Below are 24,542 nucleotides of genomic sequence, written 5' to 3'. Positions count from 1 at the left end.
GCAAGCAACTACAAACCGAGTACTTCTTTTAAGCGGCTATATCCGCTTTTACTAACGGGTAATCGCATGCCGGTTTGCAGTATTACCAGGTGGCTGTCTTTTTCGTATGGATCTATACGGGTGATGAGTTGTATGTTGATGATGTAAGAACGGTGAATGCGCACAAACTGCTGTACACCCAGCAGCTGCTCAAAATGCGCCATTGTTTTGTTTTTGAGGTAGCAGCCATCTGCTGTATGAATTTTTACATAATCGTCGGCTGCTTCGATATATTGGATGGAAGGAACGGGAATGATCTTGATTTTGCTGCCTTCTTTCACTACCACACGGTGCTGGTTGGCAGGGCCTTGTGCGGCCGTATCTAATAATGCCTGTGTATTGTCGGCGCTGGTGTTGACAGCGGGTGTATTGGCCGCGTTGGCGCGGGTGTTTAGCCATTTTTGAATAGCCTTATCAAATCTTTCCTGGCTAAACGGTTTTAATAAATAATCCACCGCATGTGTTTCAAATGCTTTAATGGCATATTCATCAAAGGCGGTGGTGAATATAATGGCGGGTGCTTTTTCTACCAGTTCCAGCATTTCAAATCCGTTGATCTTAGGCATCTGAATATCCAGGAATATGATATCCGGTGTGTGTGCCGTAATAGCTTTAATGCCTTCAAATCCATCCCCGCATTCCTGCGCTATGGTAAACTCTGGCCAGGCCTGCAGGTATTCTTTTACAATACTGCGTGCCAGGGGTTCGTCATCTATCACAAGGGCTTTAATCATGAATCTGCGGTATAATTAACGTGGTGGTAAAAATAGTATTATCTGTATGTGTTTGAATAAGGTCGGTACGGGCAAAGAGTAAAAACAAACGACGCTGTATGGAAGCCAGTCCAAACCCGGTTCCTTTGCCGCCAACGCTTGTTTCGGGATCAAAGGGATTGCTAACGGTGATGAAGAGTTTGTCGTTCTCTTTATAAGCTTTCAGTACAATTTCCACGCCTTCGGTGGTATCGTATAAACCAAATTTAATAGCGTTTTCTACTACGGGTTGCAACAGCAGGGCAGGCACCTGCAATGTCATAGCTTCTTCTGTGCATTCCACGCAGGTTTGCAGCCGGTGACCGAAACGTACCTTTTCTATTTCGAGGTATAGTTCCAAATCGGCCAGTTCTTCCTGTAGCACAACCCATTGCTTGCCATCTTTGCGCAGGGTACCTCTTAAAAAATCGCTCAGCTGCTGAATCATGTGCCTGGCCTTTTCGGGCTCGGTGCGGGTGAGGGCGCTGATGGAGTTAAGGCTGTTGAATAAAAAGTGCGGTTGCAGTTGTTCTCTTAATTTAAACAGCTCGGCTTCCCGTGTTAGTTTTTCTGCATCTGCCTGTCGGCGTGCGGTCAGTGTTTGTTCCTGCTGTGTGTACCACAGCAGGCCAAACATGGCAATGAAACCTACCAGTAAACTATCGAATGCAAATCGTAAAGGAGCAGATGCTTTTACAAAGGCCACATATTCCGGGTTGTTGTAACCTACCAATACTAACAGCCATTGAGTTAATAACATGCACACTACACCTAACACCACGCTTATTACCAGTATATACCAGTATTTTTCGTTTCGCGGTAAATAATAGCGCATGTTGTTAATGATAAGCAGGCAACTGCCGGCCAGCAGGTTGTTGCTGATTAAGCTGTCGGTGATGGGCAGCATCAGGCCAAAGTTGTCTTTGTACACTACTGCTACATGAATAACAGCGCATACCAGCCACCATTTAAAAAAACTACGGTAAAAGCTACTATCGGAAAGGGCCGTTTTCAAATGCGATGATTTATAATGATTCAATAAACTCGTGTGAGTGCTTATCCAGTAACTGGGCTGCGCGCACATTGGTCATATGAACATAAATATCGGCATCCTCTTCTTCTTTTATGCGGGAATATATTTCTGCTCCGTCTGTTAGCTTATCCAGCCGGTGCAATTCGCTTACATTAATAAATTTCCATTGCACGGGTGAGTGCTGCTGGTTTAAAAAGGTTTCCTGTTCGCGTTCGCCCATTGCCTGGGCTTTGTTAAAGGCCTGTAAGCCATCTTCTGCTTCAATTAAGCGTAATTGCTCATCAAACTGTGGCGTGTGGTCGCCATCGCCGCAAATGATGCGGTATACAATTTTTGCCAGATACCAGTTCATAAGTAAAAGATTGTTTGTTTGTTCAATAGATTTTAATAGCTCACTATATCAATACCGCCAAAAACGGACGTGCCTTTTAATATCAACACTTTGCTAAGGTCTACGGCTGTGCCATGTAATACGCGTTTGTCTTCTACGCCGCCAAAAACGGCTGCTACATCGGCCTTCAAATCCCAATGGGGCGGAACAATGAGTTTGGTGCCCCCAAACACCTGGGTAATGTCTAATATCACTTCTCCCTGAATGTCGGCCTGTGAAAGGTCTATTTCTGAGCCACCCATAAAGCAGGTAACCTCGCCGCCTGCAAATTTTTTAGATACCACTTTTTTGCGTACGGCTCCGAAAACAGATACCGAGTCGAGAATTTCATTTGCCTGCGCGCCTGAATTGCCGGCAGTGGCAAAAGTGTCTGCCATGCCTGAATAATCAGTTGTGCCAGCTGCTCCTGCATTACCTGCTACTCCGCCTGATTCATTTTTTTTTTCTCCGTATACAGGCTCACCGGTATTCATGAATGGATGCTGGCGCATACGATGACGAAAATGACGTGGGCCGCAACGGGAATGATCTTTAAAATGCCGTGGGCGAAACAGGAAGCAGATACCTATAAAAATAACCACAACAGGTAATATGTATTCTTTAAAGTTGAGTTCGGGAAACATGCGTTCGGTAAGGAAAATGCCGCCCAATGCAATGAGTATAAGCCAGCTGAAATCGCGAAAGCGTTTTTTGATACCACTGAATATACCGGCAACAATTAATATCATGGGCCAGGTAAACAGCCAGTCGGGGAAAGGAGCGCCCATTTTGTGCGCCAGTAATACAGAACCTATTATCACCAGAAACAGTCCCCCCAGCACTCCGCTTCGTTTTATTTCTGGTTTATCTTCGAAATTATCCATGTGATCAGTTATTTAATTTGTTCCTCAAAACTATACACATGGCTGTTTGTGGGAAAGTGTATTTAGGTTGTTATCCGTTCACCGCCGGTTAATGACGTAAAAAAGCCGGTGAAAATTTTACCTTCGCGCCATGAACATCGCATTTGAGGCAAAACGTGCTTATACAAATGGCACTGGATTGGGTCATTACAGCCGTACATTAATCAGTTCACTGGCAACGGCATTTCATCAGAACGAGTATTTTCTTTGTACGCCTAAATTGACGAACAGGTTCAATACAGATGGATTTGATAATGTGCATGTAGTGCTTCCCAGGCACTTTCCTTCTAATTTGTTTACAGCCGCCTGGCGCAGCAGCTGGGTGAAAAAAGATCTGAAAAAGCTGGATATTGACGTGTATCACGGTCTTAGCCATGAAATACCGGTGGGTATACAAAGCACGGGTATCAAATCAACGGTAACCATACATGATTTGATTTTTGAACGCTATCCTAAGCAGTTCAATCCTATAGATGTGCAGATATACCGTAAAAAATTTAGTTACGCCTGTCATAATGCGGACAGGGTTATTGCCATCAGCCAGCAAACAAAACAGGATATCATTGACTATTATCAGGTGCCGGAAGAGAAAATTGATATCTGCTATCAAAGCTGTAATCCCTCTTTTGCGGTAGAAATATCAGAGATGGAGAAAGCACGTATTCGTGAGGAGTATCAACTGCCCGAACGCTTTTTCCTGTATGTGGGTTCTATTATTGAACGTAAAAATCTGCTGACCATTTGTAAGGCTTTACAATTGTTGAAAGATAAGCCTGACTTACCTCCACTGGTGGTGATAGGTGAGGGGAAGGAGTACAAGCAACAGGTTCAGCAATATATTAGCGAAAATGGTTTGCAACAGCAGGTTATTTTTATGGCCGACAAGCCGGTGGTAAAAGACAAGCCTTCTTATCGCAATGCGGCCGATTTTCCTGCTATTTATCAGCAGGCTATCTGCATGATCTATCCTTCTATTTTTGAAGGCTTTGGTATTCCGGTTTTAGAAGCGCTGTTTAGCAACCTGCCGGTGATTACCAGTAATGTTTCGTGCCTGCCTGAAGCCGGTGGCGATGCGGCTTTTTATGTAAACCCCTATAGTGCCGAAGCGTTAGCCAATGCTATGTGGCAACTGGCCACCAATGATGGATTGCGACAGGAGATGATGGTGAAAGGGCAATTGCATGCACAAAACTTTACACCGGAAAAATGCGCTGAGGCTGTGATGCAGGTGTACCTTCGTTTATGATGACAACAAATAACGACTTTAACCAGGACGTGGAAGCCTGTCTACAGGTGTTACAAAATGGAGGAATAATTCTCTACCCCACCGACACTATCTGGGGGCTGGGTTGTGATGCTACCAATGCTGCTGCGGTGGAGCGTATCATTGCCTTAAAACAACGCCCGGAGGAGAAAAGCTTTGTGGTGCTGGTGGCTTCGGAAAGAGATGTTTTACAACATGTTGCAGGGCCTGATCTGGCCGTTTTTGATTACCTGAACCAGGCGTCTAAACCTACTACGGTTATTTATGAACATGCGCTGGGACTGGCGGATAATGTAACCGCTGCTAACGGATCGGTAGCTATGCGGATATGTGGTGACGATTTTTGCCGTCACCTGATAAAACGGTTTAAAAAACCGATAGTTAGTACTTCTGCTAACATAAGTGGTAAACCTTCCGCACCTGTATTTTCCGCCATTGACGAGGTAATTAAAAATGGGGTGGATTATGTGGTGAAACACAGGCAACAGGAGCAAACACCGGCTGCGGCTTCTGCAATTGTAGTATGGAAAGATGGCGAGGTAAAGGTGATTCGCCCCTAACGGAAAATGTGGATAACTTTTGATAGGTTTCAGGAAATATTAATGTAAAAAGGTTGCATGGGCCGGGTAGTGGTTGTACCTTAAATATGTGAAAGCAGAGATACCTTGAATTGAAATACCCATTAGCGTACTTCAAAATCCGGTGCCCATGACAAAGGTTATATTAGATGTCCCTACGGACAAAATGCACTCATTTATTAAGCTGGTGTTGAAACTAGGCATTGATAAACATGCCATCAGTTCCAGTTCGCGGGATGCGGATGGAAATATGAAAACTACCGCTCTTTTAGACGCTTACCCGAGCGGCGGCAAAAAGCATTTTGCCCCATTTCTTCTGTTTGACTGGGAATTTTTCAGCAACGAGCTTGAGTTTGAATAGCTTACCGGTTGTTTTCTTTTCAGATCCCCTTTTCAGAATGCCCCATGCCTGATTATTTGACCGAATAGTTCATTGGCTTATTTTTGCCGCAATGCAAATAGTATGTTCAGATAAGGAGGCGGAAATATTCAGGCATATATCAGCAGCAGCGCAGTCGTTACAGATGCCTGCTTACCTGATAGGCGGTTTTGTGCGCGATAAAATAATAGGAAGGCCCACCAAGGATGCAGATATTGTATGCTTAGGGGATGGCATTGAACTGGCGCATGCCGTAGCTAACCGTTTTTCTCCCAAACCAACAGTGGCATTTTTTAAAAATTTCGGTACCGCCCAGATTAAGCTGGACGAGTTTGAAATTGAGTTTGTAGGTGCCCGTAAGGAAAGTTACCGTAGCGATAGCCGGAAGCCGGAAGTGGAGCCTGGTACACTGGAAGATGACCAGAACCGGCGCGATTTTACCATTAATGCACTGGCTATTAGCCTGAACGAAGCCGATTATGGTGTGCTGGTAGATCCTTTTAATGGAGTAGTTGATATAGATAAGAAAACTATTCAAACGCCGTTGGAACCCGACCGCACTTTTAGTGATGACCCCTTGCGTATGATGCGTGCCATCCGTTTTGCCAGCCAGCTGGGATTTGCCATTGCACCTGAAACGTTTGAGTCTATCAAACGCAGCGCTCATCGTATTAAAATAATTTCCCAGGAAAGAATTACAGACGAGCTGAATAAAATTATGCTAAGCCCTGTGCCTTCTGTGGGCTGGGATTTGCTGGATAAAAGCGGGTTGCTGAAATTTATTTTTCCTCAGATGTGCGATTTGCATGGGGCGGAATATATTGACGGTAAGGGACATAAGGATAATTTTTATCATACGCTGCAGGTGCTGGATAATATTGTACCGCACACAAATGATTTGTGGTTGCGTTGGGCAGCATTATTGCATGATATTGGCAAACCGGCCACCAAACGTTTTGAAGAGGGGCATGGCTGGACTTTTCACGGGCATGAGGTGGTGGGTGGCCGTATGGTACCCAAAATTTTTGCCCGCTTAAAGCTTCCACTGAACGATAAAATGAAGTTTGTGCAAAAGCTGGTGGAGCTGCATTTGCGCCCTATTAGCCTTACCAAGGAAAATATCACAGATAGTGCTATCCGCCGCCTGTTGTTTGATGCGGGTGAGGATATTGAGGCGTTGATGTTACTGTGCAGTGCAGATATTACCAGTAAAAACAAACAGAAAGTAAAACGTTACCTGCAAAACTTTGAACTGGTGAAGCAACGGTTGCTGGAAGTGGAAGAGAGCGACCGCATTCGCAACTGGCAACCACCAGTAACCGGTGAAATGATTATGGAAACTTTTGGGTTATCGCCCAGCCGTAATGTAGGACTTATTAAAGATGCTATCCGGGAAGCAATTCTGGATGGTATTATACCCAATACCTTTGAAGCGGCGCATGAATTTATGCTGCAAAAAGGTGCAACCCTGAACCTGGTACCCGTAAAACACTAAATTCAAAAGTTTCCTTTATTTTAGTGTTTTATATAGAAGTGATTAAATAGCATAGAATTTAAACTAATGGCTGTATTAAAGTTCAGGGCTTACTACGAAGAAGATGATGCGATATATCGCGACATCGTTATTAAGCATACGCAAACTTTCCTGGATCTTCATTTAGCAATATTGAAGTCCTATGAGTTTGATAGTAAGCATAAGGCTACCTTTTATCGCAGTAACGACCACTGGGAACGTGGCCGTGAAATAAGTGTTGATAAATATGATAAAGAATATCGTGCACAGCCATTATTGATGGCCGAAACAACTATAGGCAGCGAAATTCGCGATCCTAACCAGAAGTTTGTTTATGTGTATGACTTTGATAAAAACTGGACTTTCCTGGTGGAGTTAATTAACGTAACCAAGGAAGAAAGCTCTAAAATAACTTATCCATCGGTATCGCGTTTAGAAGGTATCGGCCCCCAGCAATACGGCACCCGCAGCCTGTTAGGCAGCAAGTTTGTTGAAATTGAAGAGAAGTACGATTTAACGAAAGGATCGGAAGGTTTTGGTGAAGAAGGAGAGGAGAGCAACGGGTCGGACGACTTAATAGACGATGGTGAAGATCATTCAGAAGTAGTAGGGGAAGATTAAACATCTCCCCTTTCTTTTTATCTGTTTATGTTGTTCTTTAGCTTGTCTTTAAATACTTTTTCAAATTTTTCCAACTTGGGCATAATTACGTATCTGCAATACATTTGCTGATTGTTGTTGTTGTAAAAATTTTGATGATAGTCTTCGGCCGGGTAAAAATTCCGGTAGGCTACAATTTCTGTTACAATCGGTTGGTCGTAAGCTCCGCTTTTATTCAACTGTTCCTTATAATATTCTGCTTTTTCCTTTTGCGCTGCGTTCTTGTAAAAAATAGCGCTACGGTATTGGGTGCCCACATCATTACCCTGCTTGTTTAAAGAGGTGGGGTCGTGTGTTTGCCAGAAAACCGCCAGCAAATCGTCGTAACTGATTTTGGAAGTATCGTATATAAGCTTACACACTTCGGCATGTCCGGTGGTGCCATTGCTTACTTCTTCGTAGGTGGGATTTTTTACAGTGCCGCCGCTATACCCGCTGATTACTTTTAAAACACCGTTAAGGCGTTGAAAAACAGCTTCGGTACACCAGAAACATCCTGTTGCAAAAACAGCCGTATCGGTAGTGATACCCGCAATGGAGCGGTCTTCTACCAGACTTTTTTTCTGACTTTTGTTTTCTGCACAGGAACTAAGTAATAAAAAGCTTAGCAGTGATCCTGATACCCACAATTGCTTAAAATATGCCTTTGCTTTCATGGATGCAAGTACCTAAGTATTATTTGAGTGAACAAGTTAATTAACAAATCGCTAATTTAAGGGTATTTGTGGTTAAGCTGTCATAACTTATTCACATCTGAAATAAATACTCAATACCTTTGTATGATAATTTTTGTGAGACAATAAATGAAACTATATCCCGAATCTGCGGCGGTACAACTGGAATTTGATAAGGTGAAGCATTTACTAACTGAGTATTGTAAAACCGAGTATGCCAAAAACAAGGCATCAAATTTAAGGATACACACCAAAAAAGAATACATTTTAACAGAGTTGCAGCAAAGCCACGAGTACAAACTCATCACTCAAACTGCGCAATATTTCCCTAATGACCATGTGTTGAATATTCACAGGGACATTAAACTGTTAAGCATACCCGGAAGCACGCTGGTGGGCGAGCAATGGATGGTTATTCGTAAACTGGCAGAAAGCATGGAAAAGCTGTTCCGCTGGTTTGACAATGAGCGGCGCCTGGCTTATCCTGCGCTAACCCAGGTAATAGCAGAGAGCTATTATGAGAAAACGATCATTGAGTTAATTGATGAAGTGCTGGACGAGCAGGGGAATGTAAGAGACAACGCTTCGCCTGAACTGGCGAAAATAAGAATGAGCCTGTATCGCAAGCGTAACGAGCTGCGGCGCATGTTTGATAAAGTGTTGTCTAAACTGTCCAAATCGGGCTATACGGCCGATATTGACGAAAGCTTTAGCAACGGGCGCAGGGTAGTGGCTGTGTTTTCGGAACATAAACGCATGGTAAAAGGCATTTTGCACGGCGAAAGTGACAGCCGCAGAACTGCTTTTATTGAACCGGAAGAAACCATCGGGTTAAACAACGATGTGTTTAGCCTGGAAAACGACGAGCGGAAGGAGGTAATGCGCATTCTGCGTGATCTTACCGGCCGCATGTCGGTGTACAGCTCCCTGCTATTTGTATATCACGATATTGCCGGTGAGCTGGATTTTATACGCGCTAAGGCAAAGCTGGCCATTGATATGAATGGCAACATGCCCAATGTGGCAGATAAAGCGCATATTGAATTAAAAGATGCTTATCATCCTTTATTATACATCTACAACCAGAAGTCGGGTAAAAAAACAATCCCTGTAAACCTTACCCTGGACGAGAAAGAGCGGATATTGATTATCAGCGGTCCTAACGCCGGTGGTAAAACGGTTACCATGAAAACGGTAGGCTTAAACCAGTTGCTGCTGCAAAGTGGCTTGCTGGTGCCTGTGCATCCTACCAGCCAGATGGGCATCTTCCGTCAGTTATACATACATATTGGAGATACGCAAAGTATAGAGTTTGAACTAAGTACTTACTCCTCTCATCTGCTGCACATGAAGCATTTTATAGAAAATGCCAACGGTAAAACGATGTTCTTTATTGATGAGCTGGGTAGTGGTAGTGATCCTAACCTGGGTGGGGCTTTTGCCGAGGTGATTCTGGAAGAGCTGGCCCGCAGGCATTCTTACGGCATTGTAACCACACACTATCTGAATCTGAAAGTGATGGCTAATCGTACCAATGGTATTATTAACGGTGCCATGGCGTTTGATGAGGTGCATTTGCAGCCTTTATATAAGCTGATAGTGGGCAAGCCGGGCAGCTCTTATACTTTCTCAATTGCAGAGCGTATAGGTTTGCCACAGCAACTGATTAACCGTGCCCGCAACCTGGTGGATGAAGATCATTTCAAGCTGGACAGGTTGTTGAACCGTACCGAACAAGACCTGCAGCAACTGGATAAAGAAAAGAAAGACCTGCATAAGCTGATAAGGGAGAATGAGAAGCTGAAGAAGGAAATGGAGCAGGTGCTGGATAAAGAAAAACATCGCCAGCAGGTTGAACTATTGAAACACCAGAATGTTATAACAGAAGATCGTATTAATTATTTAAAAGATACTGAGCGAAAATTAAAACAAATTGTACTTGAATGGCGTAAAGCAGATGACAAAGCTGCGGTGATGAACCAGGTGCAGAATCTTCTGTTTAAGAAAAAAGAGCAACTCGTTAATAATAAAGTGGCGAAAAAGCTTGATTCTAAGTACAAAGAGGTGAGCGCTGACATAACAGTGGGAGCTAAGGTGAAGCTTCGTAAAAACTTCCAGGTAGGACAGGTGAAGGAGATAAGAGGTAAAAGAGCTATCGTTCAAATAGGCGTGGTTCCTATGAGTGTAGAGCTGTCTGACCTGATTGTTGTAGAAGAAAAACCAACATCTTAGCTAAAATCATATATATTTGAATCCCCTGAAAGGAGAGTGCATCGTTATTAAGAGTCAGTAAAATTACTTATGAATGTCCCGTTTTAAATCAATTTTGCTAATTGAGGATGATCCTATTACTATAATGGTATGTGAGCGAATAATCCGAATGACTGGTTTTGCTGAAAAGCTGAAATCAGTAACCAATGGTCAGGAAGCGATGGATTATTTGCAGGATCTTGCCAAAAAGCAGGAGAGTGAAATGCCGGACATTATTTTCCTGGACATCAATATGCCTGTGATGAATGGTTGGGAATTTTTAGAACAATTCAATAAGGTAGAAGCTCTTTTTACCAAACAGCCTTCTGTTTATGTACTTTCTTCTACAGTTGACCCGGAAGATTATGCCAGGGCAGCTTCTTACGGAGTGGTAAAGCGTTTTGTTTCAAAGCCATTAACTAAAGACGTACTGGAGAGTATAGACTAAAAAGATTTGTGTAACAATTACACAATGTCTACTTTTAGCGCTCATTTTGCTGCCATTTCCGTACCGGGCATGCTTTTTATTCTGTACACGGTAAACATTGACTTTGATGAAGGTTATCTTTCAACTTCGTTTTCACACGCATTTCGGACAATCGTTGTTTGTAAGTGGGAACCATCCGGTGCTTGGAAATGATGCGTTTTCTTCTGCTGTACCCATGCATTACTTTAACAGTGACTATTGGGTTGCAGAAATTGCTATCAACAGCCAGCAACTTCCGCTGGAAAATATCAGTTACCATTATATATTAAAAAATGCCGATGGCAGCATCTATGCTGACTGGGCAGGCAGCAGAACACTACAGTTTACCGGTAATGAAACTGATACTGTGGTAATTGTTGATGCCTGGAATCATGCGGGATTTTTTGGAAATACCTTTTATACCGAACCTTTTCAGCAGGTGTTGCTGAAAGAAAATTTTACGGAGGTGCCTGCTGCAGCTGTTAAAGCTGTTGCGTTTTCGCATACATTTCGTGTAAAAAGTCCCTTACTGCAAAAAGGGGAGGTGCTGTGTATTACAGGCAGCGCTCCAGGATTGGGTGAGTGGAATACTGAAACTCCTACCTTATTGCATCGCCAGCCTGGACAGGACGATTGGACTGTTTCGCTGGATCTGAACAAGGAAGATTTTCCTATTGCTTATAAATATGGTGTGTACAATACCATTATTCACCGCTTTGTGCATTACGAAGAGGGAGTAAACCGTGTATTGTTTGATACACCTGCTAAAAACAGGAAGATTGAAATTAACGATGGCTTTACGGCATTGCCTGATAATACCTGGAAAGGGGCGGGCGTGTCTATTCCTGTGTTTAGCTTAAAAAGCGACAGCAGTATGGGGATTGGCAGTTTCAGTGATATTCATTTGCTGGTTGACTGGGCTGTGCAAACGGGGTTGAAATTGATTCAGCTATTGCCTGTTAATGATACTACAGCTAATTACACTATTTCTGATTCTTATCCATATGCAGCTATTTCTGCTTTTGCCCTGCATCCTATTTATATAGATGCCGGGCAGGTGGCTTTGCCTGCCAATCAATTTGTGGTAAGCAATGCTGCTAAAGAGGCGGCCCGGTTAAACAAGCTGGAAGCCATTGACTACCCCGAAGTAATTAAACTCAAGCGCAGCCTGTTGAAACAGCTGTATGCTTTACAGGGGAAAGACACTTTTGCGGATGCGGACTTTAATGAATTTTTTGAGGAAAACAGTCATTGGTTGGTTCCTTATGCGGTGTTCTGCCACTTCCGTGATAAATACAATACTGCGGATTATAGTCAATGGGCTGAGCATGCAGTGTATAACGAAGCTGCCATTGCGAAGCTGGCTTCTGATACGCAGGGACGTGCTTTTGAAAGTATTGGACTGCATTATTTTATACAATATCATTTGCATTTGCAGCTGAAAAAAGCTACGCAATATGCGCATGATAATGGAGTTATTATTAAAGGGGATATACCTATTGGCATTTACCGTTACAGTGTAGATGCCTGGCAGCAGCCTTCGTTATATAATATGAATGTGCAGGCTGGTGCGCCACCGGATGATTTTGCCATCAAAGGTCAAAACTGGGGCTTTCCTACTTACAACTGGCAATTGATGCAATTAGATGGCTTTGCCTGGTGGAAGCAACGTTTGCACCAGATGAGCTATTATTTTGATGCCTTCCGTATTGATCATATACTGGGCTTCTTTCGCATATGGACGATTCCTATTCATGCAGTAGAAGGTATCATGGGGTATTTTGAACCTGCTATTCCTGTGCATGTAAGCGAGTTTTACAACAATAATATCTGGTTCGATCATCATCGTTATACACAGCCTTATATTAACGACCAGGTATTGCAGGACATTTTTGGTGATAACAAAGAGAATATCAAGAAAGAGTTTCTGAATAATAATGGTCCGTATGAATATACGCTTCGTGCCGAGTTTGCTACGCAACGGCAGGTGGAAGCGCATTTTGCGGCATTGGACGATTCTGATTATAACAATGCTACCCGCCAGGGATTGTACGATCTGTTATCGAATGTTATACTGTTTGAAGTAAAGGGGAGCGAAGGCCAGCAGTATCATTTCCGTTTTGGAATGGATCAAACCCTGAACTTCCGCTATCTCGATCCACACACACAATACCAGTTACACCAGTTATATGTAAACTATTTTTACCAGCGTCAGGATGATTTCTGGCGTCAGGAAGCCTTGAAAAAGCTGCCTGCTTTGAAGCGGGTAACCAACATGCTTATTTGTGGCGAAGACCTGGGTATGGTGCCTGCCTGTGTGCCGGATGTAATGAAACAACTGGGTTTTTTAAGCCTGGAAATTCAGCGTATGCCTAAGAACCCGGCTACTGAATTTTTCCATCCTGCCTATGCACCTTACCTGAGTGTGGTTACGCCTTCTACGCACGACATGAGTACCATACGTGGCTGGTGGGAGGAAGACAGGAACAAAACACAGCATTTCTTCAACAACGAATTAAACCAGTGGGGCGATGCGCCTTATTTCTGTGAGGCGTGGGTAAACAAAGCCATTGTAATGCAACATCTGTATTCGCCGGCTATGTGGAGTATATTCCAGTTACAGGATCTGTTGGGTATGGATGCTCATTTGCGCAGGGATAACCCGCACGATGAGCGTATTAACATCCCGGCCAATCCTAAACATTACTGGAGGTACCGCATGCATCTGAGCCTGGAACAGTTGATGGAAGCCACTTCATTTAATACAGAATTAAAAGAAGCTGTAAAAGCAGCTAACCGGTAATTAGCTCCTACATTTGGCTTTTAATCGTTTTCTGAATTATTGTTATGGTGCTTCATTACCGTACTTACGAATTGCCTTTTGAGTATCCGTTTACCATTTCTAACGGACGTACCAAAACGCATCAGCCAGCATTAATGGTGGCCCTGCAGTTGGGCCCTTTCTGGGGCTTTGGCGAAGCGCCTGCCATTGCTTATTATAATATTACCGTAGAGCAGATGGTGGCCGAGCTGGAAGCGAAAAAGCGCATGGTGGAAAAATTTGCTTTCACCGAGCCGGAACGATACTGGCATTACCTGCATCACCTGATGCCGCAAAATCCTTTCCTGGTATGTGCCCTGGATATGGCCGGATGGGATTTGTTTGGAAAAATGAAAGGGAGGGCGTTGTACCAGTTGTGGGATACGCCTTTTACAGCATCTACTACACTTACCGATTACACGATAGGGATTGATACTGCCGAGGCTATGATTGCTAAAATGAAAGCAAAGCCCTGGCCGGTGTATAAAATAAAAGTGGGCACGCCAGGGGATGTTGAACTGGTGAAAGCTTTGCGTGCGCATACGGATGCCACTTTTAGAGTAGACGCTAATGGTGGCTGGACGCTGGAAGAAGCGCTGGACAAAATTCCTCAGTTACAGGCGTTAGGGGTAGAACTGGTTGAGCAGCCCCTGGCAAAAGATAACTGGGAAGGGATGAAGGAGTTGTACCAGCAATCGCCATTGCCGTTGTTTGCGGATGAAAGCTGCGTAGGCGAAGCAGATGTGGCAAAGTGTAACGGATTTTTTCATGGAATTAATATTAAGCTTACCAAATGCAGCGGCATAACGCCCGCTATCCGCATGATTAAACAGGCTCGTGAACTGGGTATGAAAGTGATGATGGGCAGTATGAATGAAAGCTCGGTTGGCTCTGCTGCTATAGCTAACTTTTTGCCTCAGCTGGATTATGCCGATCTGGATGGTCCGCTGTTGCTAGCCGAAGACAAAGCCACTGGTCTTACTTACGACCAGGGAACAGTAAGGCTTTCCGGTAAGCCCGGCCTGGGCATTCACCCTGTATAATGGTGGCAATAGCCCCTTAAAATATGCTAAAAAGCTGCTTAGGCAGCTTTTTATGTTGTATTATTACTAATCGTTACTGAGTATCTATGAAGCTATCTTTAAATTCCCGCTTATATGTGTTGTTTACATTGGCTATCTTCCTGGTATTGGTTGTAGGCGTGAGATCGTATACTGCTTTTCAGGCACAGACCGAAGAGGGGGAGCTGGTAAAGCATACTTACCAGGTGATTGCTGAAGCTGATAAACTCCAGAAGCTGCTGGTGGATATGGAAACTGGCAGAAGGGGCTACCGAAACACTACTGACACCTCCTTTCTACGTCCTTATTATGAGGCATTGCCGAATGTGGCCCTTACTTCTGCTAACATCAGAAGGTTAGTGCGGGATAGTTCTACACAAATTTCCAAAGCCTACGAAATGCAGCAGCATATTCAAAATCTGCTGAATTTTTGGGAAAGTCTGGGGCAGGAGGCAGATTCTTATGACCAGGAAAAACGCATATCGGTTACCCGCAAGGAAAAGGAGCTGATGGATATGGTAAGACATTCTGTGAGCGATATTATTGTAACAGAAACTGCATTGCTGAAAAAACGGGAACTGAAAAATGCTGCCACCATCCGCACTACCAACTGGGTGTTAATTATAGGCACTTTGCTGATATTGCTGATTGTGATTACACTTATTTACATCATTGCAGCAGAATTCAGGCGGAGGCGCAGGACAGAAATTGAGCTGCAAAAAAGTCTTGAAGAGCAGGAGCAGTTAAATGACGTGAATGTAGAAAGAAACTGGTTGCTTACCGGCATGACTGATGTAAATCATGGAACACAGGGAATAGACGATCTGGATGCCCTAAACAAGTTTGTTATAGATGCGCTGATCAAGTATATGGAATTGCCTGCCGGCGCCTTATATTATTATGATGAGGAAACAAAACTGCTGGAATTAAAAGCGGCTACAGGAGTTACTTATACTAAAAAGCAATTTTCATTAGGTGAGGGAGTTCCGGGAAGGGCAGCTGAGGGTAAAAATATTCTGGTAGTGAAGGATGTGCCTGAAGGATATTGGTCTATTGCATCAGGCACAGGTAATACACAAAAAGGTTGTATTATATGCATGCCTTTATGGTATAACCAGGAGTTGAAAGGCGTGCTGGAGTTGATTTCTTTTGCACCCATGAAACAGGCCTGGCTTGATTTGCTGAATGCCATCAATAATAACCTGGCCATTACATTAAATGCAGCAGAAGGAAGGGCCAGGATATTGAACCTGCTGGAACAGGTGCAGGTACAGAAAGAAGAACTGGAGCATCAGCAGGAAGAGCTGCGTCAGACCAATGAAGAGCTGACGCGTCAGGCAGAAGTGTTGCAAGCCTCCGAGGAAGAGCTTCGTGTGCATGATGAAGAGTTAAGGCAAATTAATACCGAGCTGGAAGAGAAAAACGAGGCGGTGGAGTTAGCCAAAGTGGCACTTACCCAAAAGGCCAAAGAGCTGGAAATAACCAGCCAGTATAAATCGGAATTCCTGGCTAATATGTCGCATGAATTGCGTACGCCCTTAAACAGTGTATTAATTCTTGCCAATATTCTGGCTGAAAATAAAGGCAATAACCTCAACTCCAAACAAATTGAATACGCGCAAATCATTCATAAGTCAGGTTCCGATCTGTTGAAGCTGATCAATGATATTCTTGACCTGAGTAAAATTGAAGCAGGCAAGGTGGAGCTTTCCTTTGAAGCCGTAAGTGTTAAAAATATTACAGAAGATATTCAACAGCTGTTTCATGTGGTGGCTGAAGAAAAAGAAGTGGAGTTTACTGTTACCACACAGCCGGAAGTGCCTGCTACCATTACTACCGATATACAACGTCTGGAGCAGGTGATTAAAAACCTGTTGTCCAACGCCTTTAAGTTTACGCCTAAAGCAGGAAGAGTGAGTTTACAGTTTTATTATGCTTCTTCTGTTTCCACTATCAAAGGGCAGCCTTTGGCAGATGGTGAAGCGGTAATTGGTATAGCTGTTACTGATACAGGCATTGGTATTTCTCCTGTAAAACAACAACTCATTTTTGAAGCTTTCCAGCAAGCAGATGGCAGCACCAGCCGTAAGTATGGCGGCACCGGGCTGGGGCTTTCTATCAGTAAAGAACTGGTAAGGATATTGGGGGGGGAATTGCAGGTAACCAGTAAGGAAGGCGAGGGTAGCACCTTTACTATATTGTTGCCGGTAAATGCTTCTGCTATTCAACAGCATATTGCCACCACGCGGCCATTGCCCGAAGAGATGGATGGTGATGTTGCTGATATCACTCCATTGCAGGTAACAGAGCAAACCAAAGTGCTGGACGATCGTAATAAGCTTGCCAAGGGCGATAAGATAATGCTGATTATTGAAGATGATGCACAGTTTGCCCGTATAGTGCAGGACTTTGCCCGGAATAAAAACTACAAAACTATTGTTGCATTACAAGGGGATGAAGGTTTGTATTACGCCCGTAAATACCGTCCCAATGCCATTATACTGGATATGCAGTTACCAGTAATTGATGGCTGGAACCTGCTTAAAATATTCAGGGAGGATGAAATGGTAAAAAATATACCTGTTCATATTATTTCTGCTGCAGATGAGGCGAGGCTGGCATCCAATGGTGCAGTAGCCTATCTGTCGAAACCTGTTTCTAAAGATGACCTGGAAAAAGCTTTTTCTGTGCTTGGCGAGCAGGTTTCGGCTGGTATTAAAAAGCTGTTGGTTGTGTCGGGGGAGTATTTAAAAAGCAACGATCTGCACGGCATATTGCAGGAAAGGCACCTGGATGTAAACTGTACCTATGCCGGCAATATCAACGAGGCCATTACGCTGATTAAAGAAACCCGGTTCGATTGCATTATTGCAGATATAGGAAAGGATATAGAAAAAGGTATTGAAGAGGTGCAACGGTTACGCAATAGTATACAGGGGATAGAGATTCCGGTGATCATTTACCTGGATAACGATATTTCTGCTTCTGACGAACTGCAGCTGAAACGTATATCTAACGTTATTATCCGCGACTCTTCATTTGCGCGCGACAGGCTGATTGATGAAATGGAGCTTTTTTTATACAAGCTGCAGGAGGGCGCTAAAAAAATAACCCCGCCGCAGAATATTACCCTGGTTGATAACGATATTTTAATAGGGAAGAAGGTGTTGCTGGTAGATGATGATATGCGCAATGTGTTTGCATTAAGCACGGCACTGGAAACTCAGAAGATGGAGGTAATTACTGCCAGTGATGGTAAGGATGCCCTGGATCAATTAAAAAATAACCCTGGTATACAGGTGGTGTTAATGGATATCATGATGCCTGAGATGGATGGTTTTGAAGCCATCAGGCAAATTCGCGGGCAATTGAAATTAACACGTTTGCCAGTGATTGCTTTAACGGCAAAGGCTATGCAGGGTGATAAGGAAAAATGCCTGGAGGCAGGGGCGAGTGATTATATAACCAAACCAATAGATATTAACAGGCTGTTTTCGCTGATGCGGGTATGGCTGTCGCAATAATATGAGCGCAAAGTATGAAATTAGTCTGGATGAGCTTGCCGGTATTGTAGAACTGATCAGGTTAACGTATGGTTACGATTTCAGTGACTACGCGCAGGCTTCCCTGCAGCGCAGGGTGTTGCGGTTTATGGATACGGCAAGGGTAAAAACGCCCTACGATTTAAAGTATAATCTCACCAATGATAAAGATTTCTTTGCCTGGTTTTTACAAACGGTTACGGTGAATGTAACAGAAATGTTCCGTGATCCGTTGTTTTATAAAACCCTGCGCGAAAAAGTGCTGCCTAAACTGGCTACTTACCCGGTGATAAAAATATGGCATGCAGGCTGTGCTACGGGGGAAGAAGTGTATTCTATGTGCATTCTGTTGCATGAAGCGGGTTTGCTGGACAGGACGCGTATTTATGCTACTGATATCAACCCGGCCAATATAGAAAAAGCGAAAACGGGTATTGTGCCTATGCGGTATATGAAGGACTATACTGCTAACTACCAGCAATCGGGCGGGCTTCACGATTTCTCTACCTATTATACTGCCCGTTACGAAAATGCGTTAATAGCGAAAGAGCTGCGCAGTAAAATCATTTACTCACAGCACAATCTGGTAAGCGACCAGGTTTTTAACGAATTTCAACTGATATGCTGCCGCAATGTGCTTATTTACTTTAACAGGGACTTGCAAAACCGCATTTATCATTTGTTTTACGATAGCTTGTCGCCGATGGGATACCTGGCAATTGGTATGAAAGAGTCATTATTATTTACCGATTTGCGGGGCAGGTTTGAAACGGTACATGCCAGTGCCAAAATTTTCAGGCGAAAAATATAAACTCCGGATTGCTATGCACAAATCTGTACAACATATGGTGCTTATTGGAGGGTCGGCAGGAAGTGTGTCGGTGATTATGTCGCTGATAGAACAACTACCTCCTGACTTTATACATCCAATCGTAATTGTACTACACCGGTTAAAGAATGTAAGCAGCGAGCTGGATAAAATACTGATGGGGCTGCATAAACATAAAAGGGTGCGGGAACCGGAAGATAAAGATATTATCAGGAATAAACATATTTACCTGGCCCCACAGAATTACCATTTGTTAATAGAACCGGATAAAACCTTCAGTTTAGATTATTCTGAACCGGTGCATTTTAGCCGGCCTTCTATAGATGTAACTTTTGAAAGTGCTGCAAGGGTATTTGGTGGCAATCTTACTGCTATATTGCTTAGCGGGGCAAACCAGGATGGTGCTGCCGGATTGCAGATGATACAGCAACAAGGTGGGCAGGTTGTGGTGCAGGACCCGAAAACGGCAGAATATCCAACTATGCCTTTGGCGGCGATAGAGATAATCCCGGAAGTGCTTATCTTGCAACCTTCCGGATTACCCTTATTTTTTGAAAACTTATTACGCACCAAATGACCAGTATCCTGAATAGTAATGATAAGGTTTTTACGATTTTATTAGTAGACGACCGGGAGGAAAACCTGATTGCCCTGGAAGACATGCTTGAGGGTGAAAACCGGCATTTTATTAAGGCCACATCGGGTAACGATGCATTAAAGTATGTTTTAAAGAATGAAAATATAGGCCTTATTATGCTGGATGTGCAAATGCCCGGCATGGATGGTTTTGAGGTGGCCAAGCTGTTGAAGTCGAACCCTAAAACGCGCGATATCTCTATCATATTTGTTACCGCTATTAATAAAGAGCAGCAATATGTAATGAAGGGCTATAGCCATGGTGCTGTAGATTATCTGCAAAAACCATTAGATCCGCATGTTACCAAGGCTAAGGTGAGTGTATTTGAGCATCTTCATTTTTATCAGCAAAGCCTGAAAGACTCGCTGGAAGAGGTGGAGCGTATCAATAAACAACTGGAGCGTTTTGTATACATTGTTTCGCATGATTTAAAATCACCTTTGTCAGCCATTATTACCCTGTTATCAGTAATGGGGCAAAATGAAAATGTAAACAAGCAAGCTGATGTAAGAGATCATGTGGAAATGCTGTCGCAGGCAGCAAATCATTTAAGTGATATGATTGGTTCTATCCTGGAATATTCCCGTAAAAGCATAGGGCAGCAAACCAGGGAAGAGGTGGATGTGCGCGAGTTGGTGTTACAAATAGCCTATCTGTTATTTCCTCCAAAGCGTATTACCATAGATGTGGTAACGGAAATGCCGGTGCTGAACACCCGTAAATTAAAGCTGCAGCAGGTGTTTCAAAACCTTATCAGCAATGCTATCAAATACAACAATAAGCCGAATGGGGTGGTGGAGATAGGTTGTAACGATAAAGAAGGTGAATTTTACGAATTTTTTGTAAGAGATAATGGTCCTGGTATTGCACCGGAAGATCGTAAGAAGATATTTCAGCTGTTTCATGTAACCAACAATGTATCTACGCAGGACAGTAGTACAGGTGTGGGTTTGAACATTCTTAAAATGCTGATAGAAGAGCAGGGGGGAAGAATATGGGTAGAGTCACAACCCCATGAAGGCAGCTCTTTCTTCTTTGAATGGAGAAAGCAATAAAAAAATTAAAGGCAGCTTCTGGCTGCCTTTGCTCTTGAATTTATTTAGAAAGCTCGTTAAACTTGTCCATTGCCTTTTCAAAAGCAGGATAGTTTATACTGTAGCTTACAATACGGCCGAATTTTTCGGAAGTTACAAGGCCCGCTTTTCTCAGAATGGCCAGGTGCTGCGATACGATAACACCATCAATTACATTCTTAGCCTTTATCTCTTTCACCGTAATGTTTTTCTTCTTGTCGATTAATTTCAGCAATTTTTGCCTTAATGGATGATCAATCGCTCTCAGAATTAATACATTCTGTTTCAGTGCAGACTTGTTGAACGCTAATGCTTCAGCGCTGTTAGAAGAACTGCTTTTAGGAGTAACTGCTTTCTTTGCCATGCTAATAATTTAATTAGGGGAAATACCTACCGGTGAACCGGCAGGTTACTTAATAAATAATAGGGTACCAATTACGTTAGATTTTAGCAGAAAGTTCTTTACCTGCTTTGAAGCGGGCTACTTTCTTAGCTTTGATCTTAATTTTTTCACCAGTTTGGGGATTGCGACCAGTACGAGCTGCTCTCTTAGACACAGAGAATGTACCAAATCCAACAAGGGTAACTTTATCACCCTTTTTCAAAGTCTTAGCTACTGCTTCAGTGAAAGAGTCAATTGCAGCGCCAGCTTGTTTTTTAGTGATGCCTGCGTCGCCGGCAAGTTTTTCAACTAATTCGCCTTTGTTCATAAATGAAGTGTATTGGATGAAATAATGGACCAAAGATAGGGGACATGAATCAAGTATAATCATTCTAATTAACAGTATTATACATAATTTATGATTTTTTTTATACTCGTGGCTCCCTATTCCATTGGTGTTGCATTACCTGAACGTTGTTAAACGCAGTACAGGTAATGTTTTCGCGATTTTTTACTATTAAACAATCATGAATGGGTATTGTTGAAAAGCTGTGTAAAAAAAATAGCCTGTACCGTTATCATTCCTTTAAATATGGGGTGTCCTGCCCTTTCTATAGGGGAGGGGCTTTTTATTGATGAAATATGGTTTTTTATACTTATTTGTTGCTTTTACACCTTTAAATGATGGGATATGTAGTGCAGATAGGGTAACACAGCTGGTGTTTTCCGGTACACTCGGGCATTCTTTGTACTTTTGCTGCGATGCAAAACAAAAAATATTCTATAGAGGATGCCCTGGCTGGCTTAAACATTGAAGCTTTAAACGAGATGCAGGTGGCATCTATAGAAGCTAATAAGACGCATAACAATGTGCTGCTGTTGTCGGCCACGGGCTCGGGTAAAACGCTTGCGTTTCTGTTACCGGTGCTGGAGGGACTGGATTACAGCAATACCAAATCCACACAAGCCCTTATTATAGTGCCCTCGCGCGAGCTGGCGCTGCAAATAGAGCAGGTGTTACGTTCTATGCGCACGGGCGTGAAAATAACCTGCTGCTACGGCGGGCATTTGCGCGAAACAGAAGAGAAGAACCTGGTGCAACCGCCTGCTATATTAATAGGCACGCCCGGGCGTTTAAGCGATCATATCAGAAGGGGTAATATTACCATAGATACCATTACCACATTGGTGTTGGACGAGTTTGATAAATCGCTGGAAGCCGGCTTCCAGGATGAGATCTCTTTTATTATAGATTCGTTGCCGGGCATACAAAAACGTATTCTTACTTCTGCAACAGAAGCGGTAGAGGTGCCGGACTTTGTAAAATTTGACGAGCCGCATAAGCTGAATTTCCTTTCTGAAGAAGATGCAGAGAACAACAGACTGGCCATAAAAACGGTGATTTCGGAAGATAAAGACAAAATTGAAGCCTTATTCCGTTTAATATGCTTCTTAGGTAACAGGCTTACCATTGTGTTCTGTAACCACAGAGAAGCTGTAGAGCGCACCAGCTCCCTGTTGTCTGAAAGAGGTATTACCAACGTGTTTTACCACGGTTCTATGGAGCAGCGTGACAGAGACAGCGCCTTGTGCAAGTTCAGGAACGGAACGGTGAACATCCTGGTGACCACCGATCTGGCAGCCCGTGGACTGGATATACCACATATCCGTTACATTATACATTATCATCTACCACATACCGAAGATATATTTACGCACCGTAATGGCCGTACAGCCCGTATGGAAGCCAGCGGTACCGCTATTTTACTGCTTTCGCGCGAAGAAAAGGTACCGGCATATGTAACGCAAATAGAAGAAGAAATTACCTTACCTGAGGAGGTGGAGTTGCCTGAAAAGCCTAAATGGACTACTTTCTTTATTGCCGCCGGTAAAAAGGACAAGGTGAACAAGGTGGATATTGTAGGCTTCTTTACCAATAAGGGCCAGTTAAAGAAAGAGGATATAGGGTTGATTGAGGTAAAAGATTTCTCTTCCTTCGTTGCCATCCGAAAATCCAAAGCGAGCACCACGTTGAACCTGGTGAAAAATGAAAAGATAAAGAACCAGAAGGTGAAAATAGAAATTGCCAAGTAACCGGCTTACAATGGCGGTCAATTGGTAAATTTATAACATGTTTAAACCAACTGCCTATATGGCCATGAGCGCCTGTGTGCTCATGGCCTGTGCCAATAATACCAACACTGCCCGTGAGCAAACGCATGTGGAAGCGGTGAAAAAAGATTCGGAGATGTCGTGTATGAGAACGCCATCCCGCTTTGGCGCTATCTCCGATACGCCTGCTATCAAAGAAAGTAGTGCTGCTTCTACAGAAGGCATGGTATTGATTCCCGCTGGCATTTTTGACATGGGCGGGGATAATAACCAGGCCAGTAACGACGAATATCCCAAACACAAAGTAAAGCTGAATGCTTTTTGGATAGATGCTACAGAGGTAACCAATGCGCAGTTTCGTGCGTTTGTAAAAGCAACGGGGTATGTTACCACGGCAGAAAGAAAGCCGGATTGGGACGAACTGAAGAAAACCCTCCCTCCTAACACTCCCAAACCGCCTGATAGTGTGATGGTGGCCGCTTCTCTGGTGTTTCACACTACCAACGGCCCAGTAGATTTACAGGACTATAATCAATGGTGGAGCTGGGTACCCGGCGCCAGCTGGCAGCACCCTGAAGGGCCTGGAAGTTCTATTACAGGAAAAGATAACTACCCCGTAGTGCAGGTAAGCTGGTTTGATGCGGTGGCTTATTGCAAATGGGCGGGTAAGCGCCTGCCTACCGAAGCTGAATGGGAATTTGCAGCCCGTGGCGGTTTACTCAATCATATATATCCCTGGGGCAACGAGCACATTAATACCGGTAAACCCAAGGCCAATAGCTGGGAGGGGAGCTTTCCTTATAAAAACGATAAAAAGGATGGTTTTGCTACACTGGCTCCTGCAAAGCAGTTTGCCGCCAATGGGTATGGTTTGTATGATATGGCGGGTAATGTATGGGAGTGGTGCAGCGATTGGTACGATGCGGGCTATTATGCCACCTTACCGGCGCTAAGCGATAATCCGAAGGGGCCTGCTAAAAGCAATGATCCTGATGAGTTGTATACGCCTAAAAGAAGCCTGCGCGGGGGCAGCTTCCTGTGTAACGATAGTTATTGCAGCGGCTACCGCGTGGCGCGTAGAATGAAAAGCAGCCCGGATACGGGGTTAGAGCATACCGGTTTCCGCTGTGTAAAAGATGGGGCCCGGTAATAAAAAAACTACCGCCCTGCCGTAGCAGAAGCGG

Annotated in this window: 22 protein-coding genes; 15 read left to right on the top strand and 7 right to left on the bottom strand. The window is 43.6% G+C overall.

Annotated features, from left to right (window positions below):
* Positions 1-8: 8 nt before the first annotated feature.
* From FLA_RS19750 to FLA_RS19735, 4 genes are read right to left on the bottom strand one after another with little or no spacing between them, the layout of a single operon-like run.
* Positions 9-773, bottom strand: coding sequence for a LytR/AlgR family response regulator transcription factor (locus tag FLA_RS19750; protein ID WP_076379215.1), 765 nt, complete (start codon positions 771-773; stop codon positions 9-11).
* On the bottom strand, positions 766-1,806 hold the full coding sequence (locus tag FLA_RS19745) for a sensor histidine kinase (RefSeq protein ID WP_197705810.1): 1,041 nt from the start codon (positions 1,804-1,806) through the stop codon (positions 766-768). The genes FLA_RS19750 and FLA_RS19745 overlap by 8 nt, the downstream gene beginning before the upstream one ends.
* A gap of 10 nt (positions 1,807-1,816) precedes the next feature.
* Complete coding sequence (locus FLA_RS19740) at positions 1,817-2,176, bottom strand: DUF4288 domain-containing protein (protein ID WP_076379214.1); 360 nt, start codon at positions 2,174-2,176, stop codon at positions 1,817-1,819.
* Between the two features lie 32 nt (positions 2,177-2,208).
* Positions 2,209-3,078 (bottom strand): LiaF transmembrane domain-containing protein, encoded by an 870-nt coding sequence (locus FLA_RS19735; RefSeq protein WP_076379213.1) that lies wholly within the window; start codon positions 3,076-3,078, stop codon positions 2,209-2,211.
* Between the two features lie 130 nt (positions 3,079-3,208).
* Between FLA_RS19735 and FLA_RS19730 the strand changes: the two genes are divergently transcribed.
* The 5 genes from FLA_RS19730 (at position 3,209) to FLA_RS19710 (ending at position 7,472) form a co-directional block, all read left to right on the top strand.
* On the top strand, positions 3,209-4,363 hold the full coding sequence (locus FLA_RS19730) for a glycosyltransferase family 4 protein (RefSeq protein ID WP_076379212.1): 1,155 nt from the start codon (positions 3,209-3,211) through the stop codon (positions 4,361-4,363).
* A complete protein-coding gene (locus FLA_RS19725) occupies positions 4,360-4,941 on the top strand; it encodes an L-threonylcarbamoyladenylate synthase (RefSeq protein ID WP_076379211.1) in 582 nt (193 codons plus the stop codon). Before FLA_RS19730 ends, FLA_RS19725 begins: the two co-directional genes overlap by 4 nt.
* 148 nt (positions 4,942-5,089) lie before the next feature.
* On the top strand, positions 5,090-5,320 hold the full coding sequence (locus FLA_RS19720) for a hypothetical protein (RefSeq protein ID WP_076379210.1): 231 nt from the start codon (positions 5,090-5,092) through the stop codon (positions 5,318-5,320).
* A 91-nt stretch (positions 5,321-5,411) separates the two neighbouring features.
* Positions 5,412-6,833 (top strand): CCA tRNA nucleotidyltransferase, encoded by a 1,422-nt coding sequence (locus tag FLA_RS19715; protein WP_076379209.1) that lies wholly within the window; start codon positions 5,412-5,414, stop codon positions 6,831-6,833.
* Between the two features lie 66 nt (positions 6,834-6,899).
* Positions 6,900-7,472, top strand: coding sequence for an IS1096 element passenger TnpR family protein (locus FLA_RS19710; RefSeq protein ID WP_076379208.1), 573 nt, complete (start codon positions 6,900-6,902; stop codon positions 7,470-7,472).
* A 17-nt stretch (positions 7,473-7,489) separates the two neighbouring features.
* On the opposite strand, the gene msrA is transcribed toward FLA_RS19710, so the two are convergent.
* Positions 7,490-8,167 carry a peptide-methionine (S)-S-oxide reductase MsrA gene (msrA, locus tag FLA_RS19705; RefSeq protein ID WP_076379207.1) on the bottom strand — a complete coding sequence of 226 codons (678 nt, stop codon included), beginning with the start codon at positions 8,165-8,167 and terminating at the stop codon, positions 7,490-7,492.
* A 147-nt stretch (positions 8,168-8,314) separates the two neighbouring features.
* Here msrA and FLA_RS19700 point away from each other — a divergent pair, with 147 nt between their 5' ends.
* From FLA_RS19700 to FLA_RS19665, 8 genes are all read left to right on the top strand, one after another.
* Positions 8,315-10,417 (top strand): endonuclease MutS2, encoded by a 2,103-nt coding sequence (locus FLA_RS19700; protein ID WP_076379206.1) that lies wholly within the window; start codon positions 8,315-8,317, stop codon positions 10,415-10,417.
* Positions 10,418-10,565: 148 nt separating this feature from the next.
* On the top strand, positions 10,566-10,883 hold the full coding sequence (locus FLA_RS19695; protein ID WP_231940288.1) for a response regulator: 318 nt from the start codon (positions 10,566-10,568) through the stop codon (positions 10,881-10,883).
* A 106-nt stretch (positions 10,884-10,989) separates the two neighbouring features.
* Positions 10,990-13,704 carry a 4-alpha-glucanotransferase gene (locus FLA_RS19690; RefSeq protein WP_076379204.1) on the top strand — a complete coding sequence of 905 codons (2,715 nt, stop codon included), beginning with the start codon at positions 10,990-10,992 and terminating at the stop codon, positions 13,702-13,704.
* Positions 13,705-13,748: 44 nt separating this feature from the next.
* On the top strand, positions 13,749-14,765 hold the full coding sequence (locus FLA_RS19685; RefSeq protein WP_076379203.1) for a dipeptide epimerase: 1,017 nt from the start codon (positions 13,749-13,751) through the stop codon (positions 14,763-14,765).
* An 86-nt stretch (positions 14,766-14,851) separates the two neighbouring features.
* On the top strand, positions 14,852-18,307 hold the full coding sequence (locus FLA_RS19680; RefSeq protein ID WP_076379202.1) for a response regulator: 3,456 nt from the start codon (positions 14,852-14,854) through the stop codon (positions 18,305-18,307).
* 1 nt (position 18,308) lies between these two features.
* Positions 18,309-19,136: a CheR family methyltransferase gene (locus tag FLA_RS19675; RefSeq protein WP_076379201.1), complete on the top strand. Its 828-nt coding sequence runs from the start codon at positions 18,309-18,311 to the stop codon at positions 19,134-19,136.
* A gap of 13 nt (positions 19,137-19,149) precedes the next feature.
* Entirely contained in the window at positions 19,150-19,731 is a 582-nt protein-coding gene (locus FLA_RS19670) for a chemotaxis protein CheB (RefSeq protein WP_076379353.1), read from the top strand.
* The gene (locus FLA_RS19665) at positions 19,728-20,846 is read left to right on the top strand and encodes a hybrid sensor histidine kinase/response regulator (protein WP_076379200.1); all 1,119 of its coding nucleotides are present in this window, start codon (positions 19,728-19,730) and stop codon (positions 20,844-20,846) included. The genes FLA_RS19670 and FLA_RS19665 overlap by 4 nt, the downstream gene beginning before the upstream one ends.
* A 40-nt stretch (positions 20,847-20,886) precedes the next feature.
* Here FLA_RS19665 and FLA_RS19660 read toward each other — a convergent pair whose 3' ends face one another.
* Positions 20,887-21,228 carry a metalloregulator ArsR/SmtB family transcription factor gene (locus tag FLA_RS19660; protein ID WP_076379199.1) on the bottom strand — a complete coding sequence of 114 codons (342 nt, stop codon included), beginning with the start codon at positions 21,226-21,228 and terminating at the stop codon, positions 20,887-20,889.
* A gap of 76 nt (positions 21,229-21,304) precedes the next feature.
* Positions 21,305-21,574, bottom strand: coding sequence for an HU family DNA-binding protein (locus tag FLA_RS19655; protein ID WP_076379198.1), 270 nt, complete (start codon positions 21,572-21,574; stop codon positions 21,305-21,307).
* A gap of 434 nt (positions 21,575-22,008) precedes the next feature.
* Between FLA_RS19655 and FLA_RS19650 the strand changes: the two genes are divergently transcribed.
* Together FLA_RS19650 and FLA_RS19645 are read left to right on the top strand one after the other, a co-directional pair.
* Entirely contained in the window at positions 22,009-23,340 is a 1,332-nt protein-coding gene (locus FLA_RS19650; RefSeq protein ID WP_076379197.1) for a DEAD/DEAH box helicase, read from the top strand.
* Between the two features lie 37 nt (positions 23,341-23,377).
* Positions 23,378-24,508 carry a formylglycine-generating enzyme family protein gene (locus FLA_RS19645; protein ID WP_076379196.1) on the top strand — a complete coding sequence of 377 codons (1,131 nt, stop codon included), beginning with the start codon at positions 23,378-23,380 and terminating at the stop codon, positions 24,506-24,508.
* Positions 24,509-24,542 lie beyond the last annotated feature (34 nt).

The sequence above is a fragment of the Filimonas lacunae genome, assembly GCF_002355595.1.
Taxonomy (GTDB): domain Bacteria; phylum Bacteroidota; class Bacteroidia; order Chitinophagales; family Chitinophagaceae; genus Filimonas; species Filimonas lacunae.
Note: the sequence above shows the minus strand (reverse complement) of the source record. Positions and strands in the feature narration are given on the sequence as shown.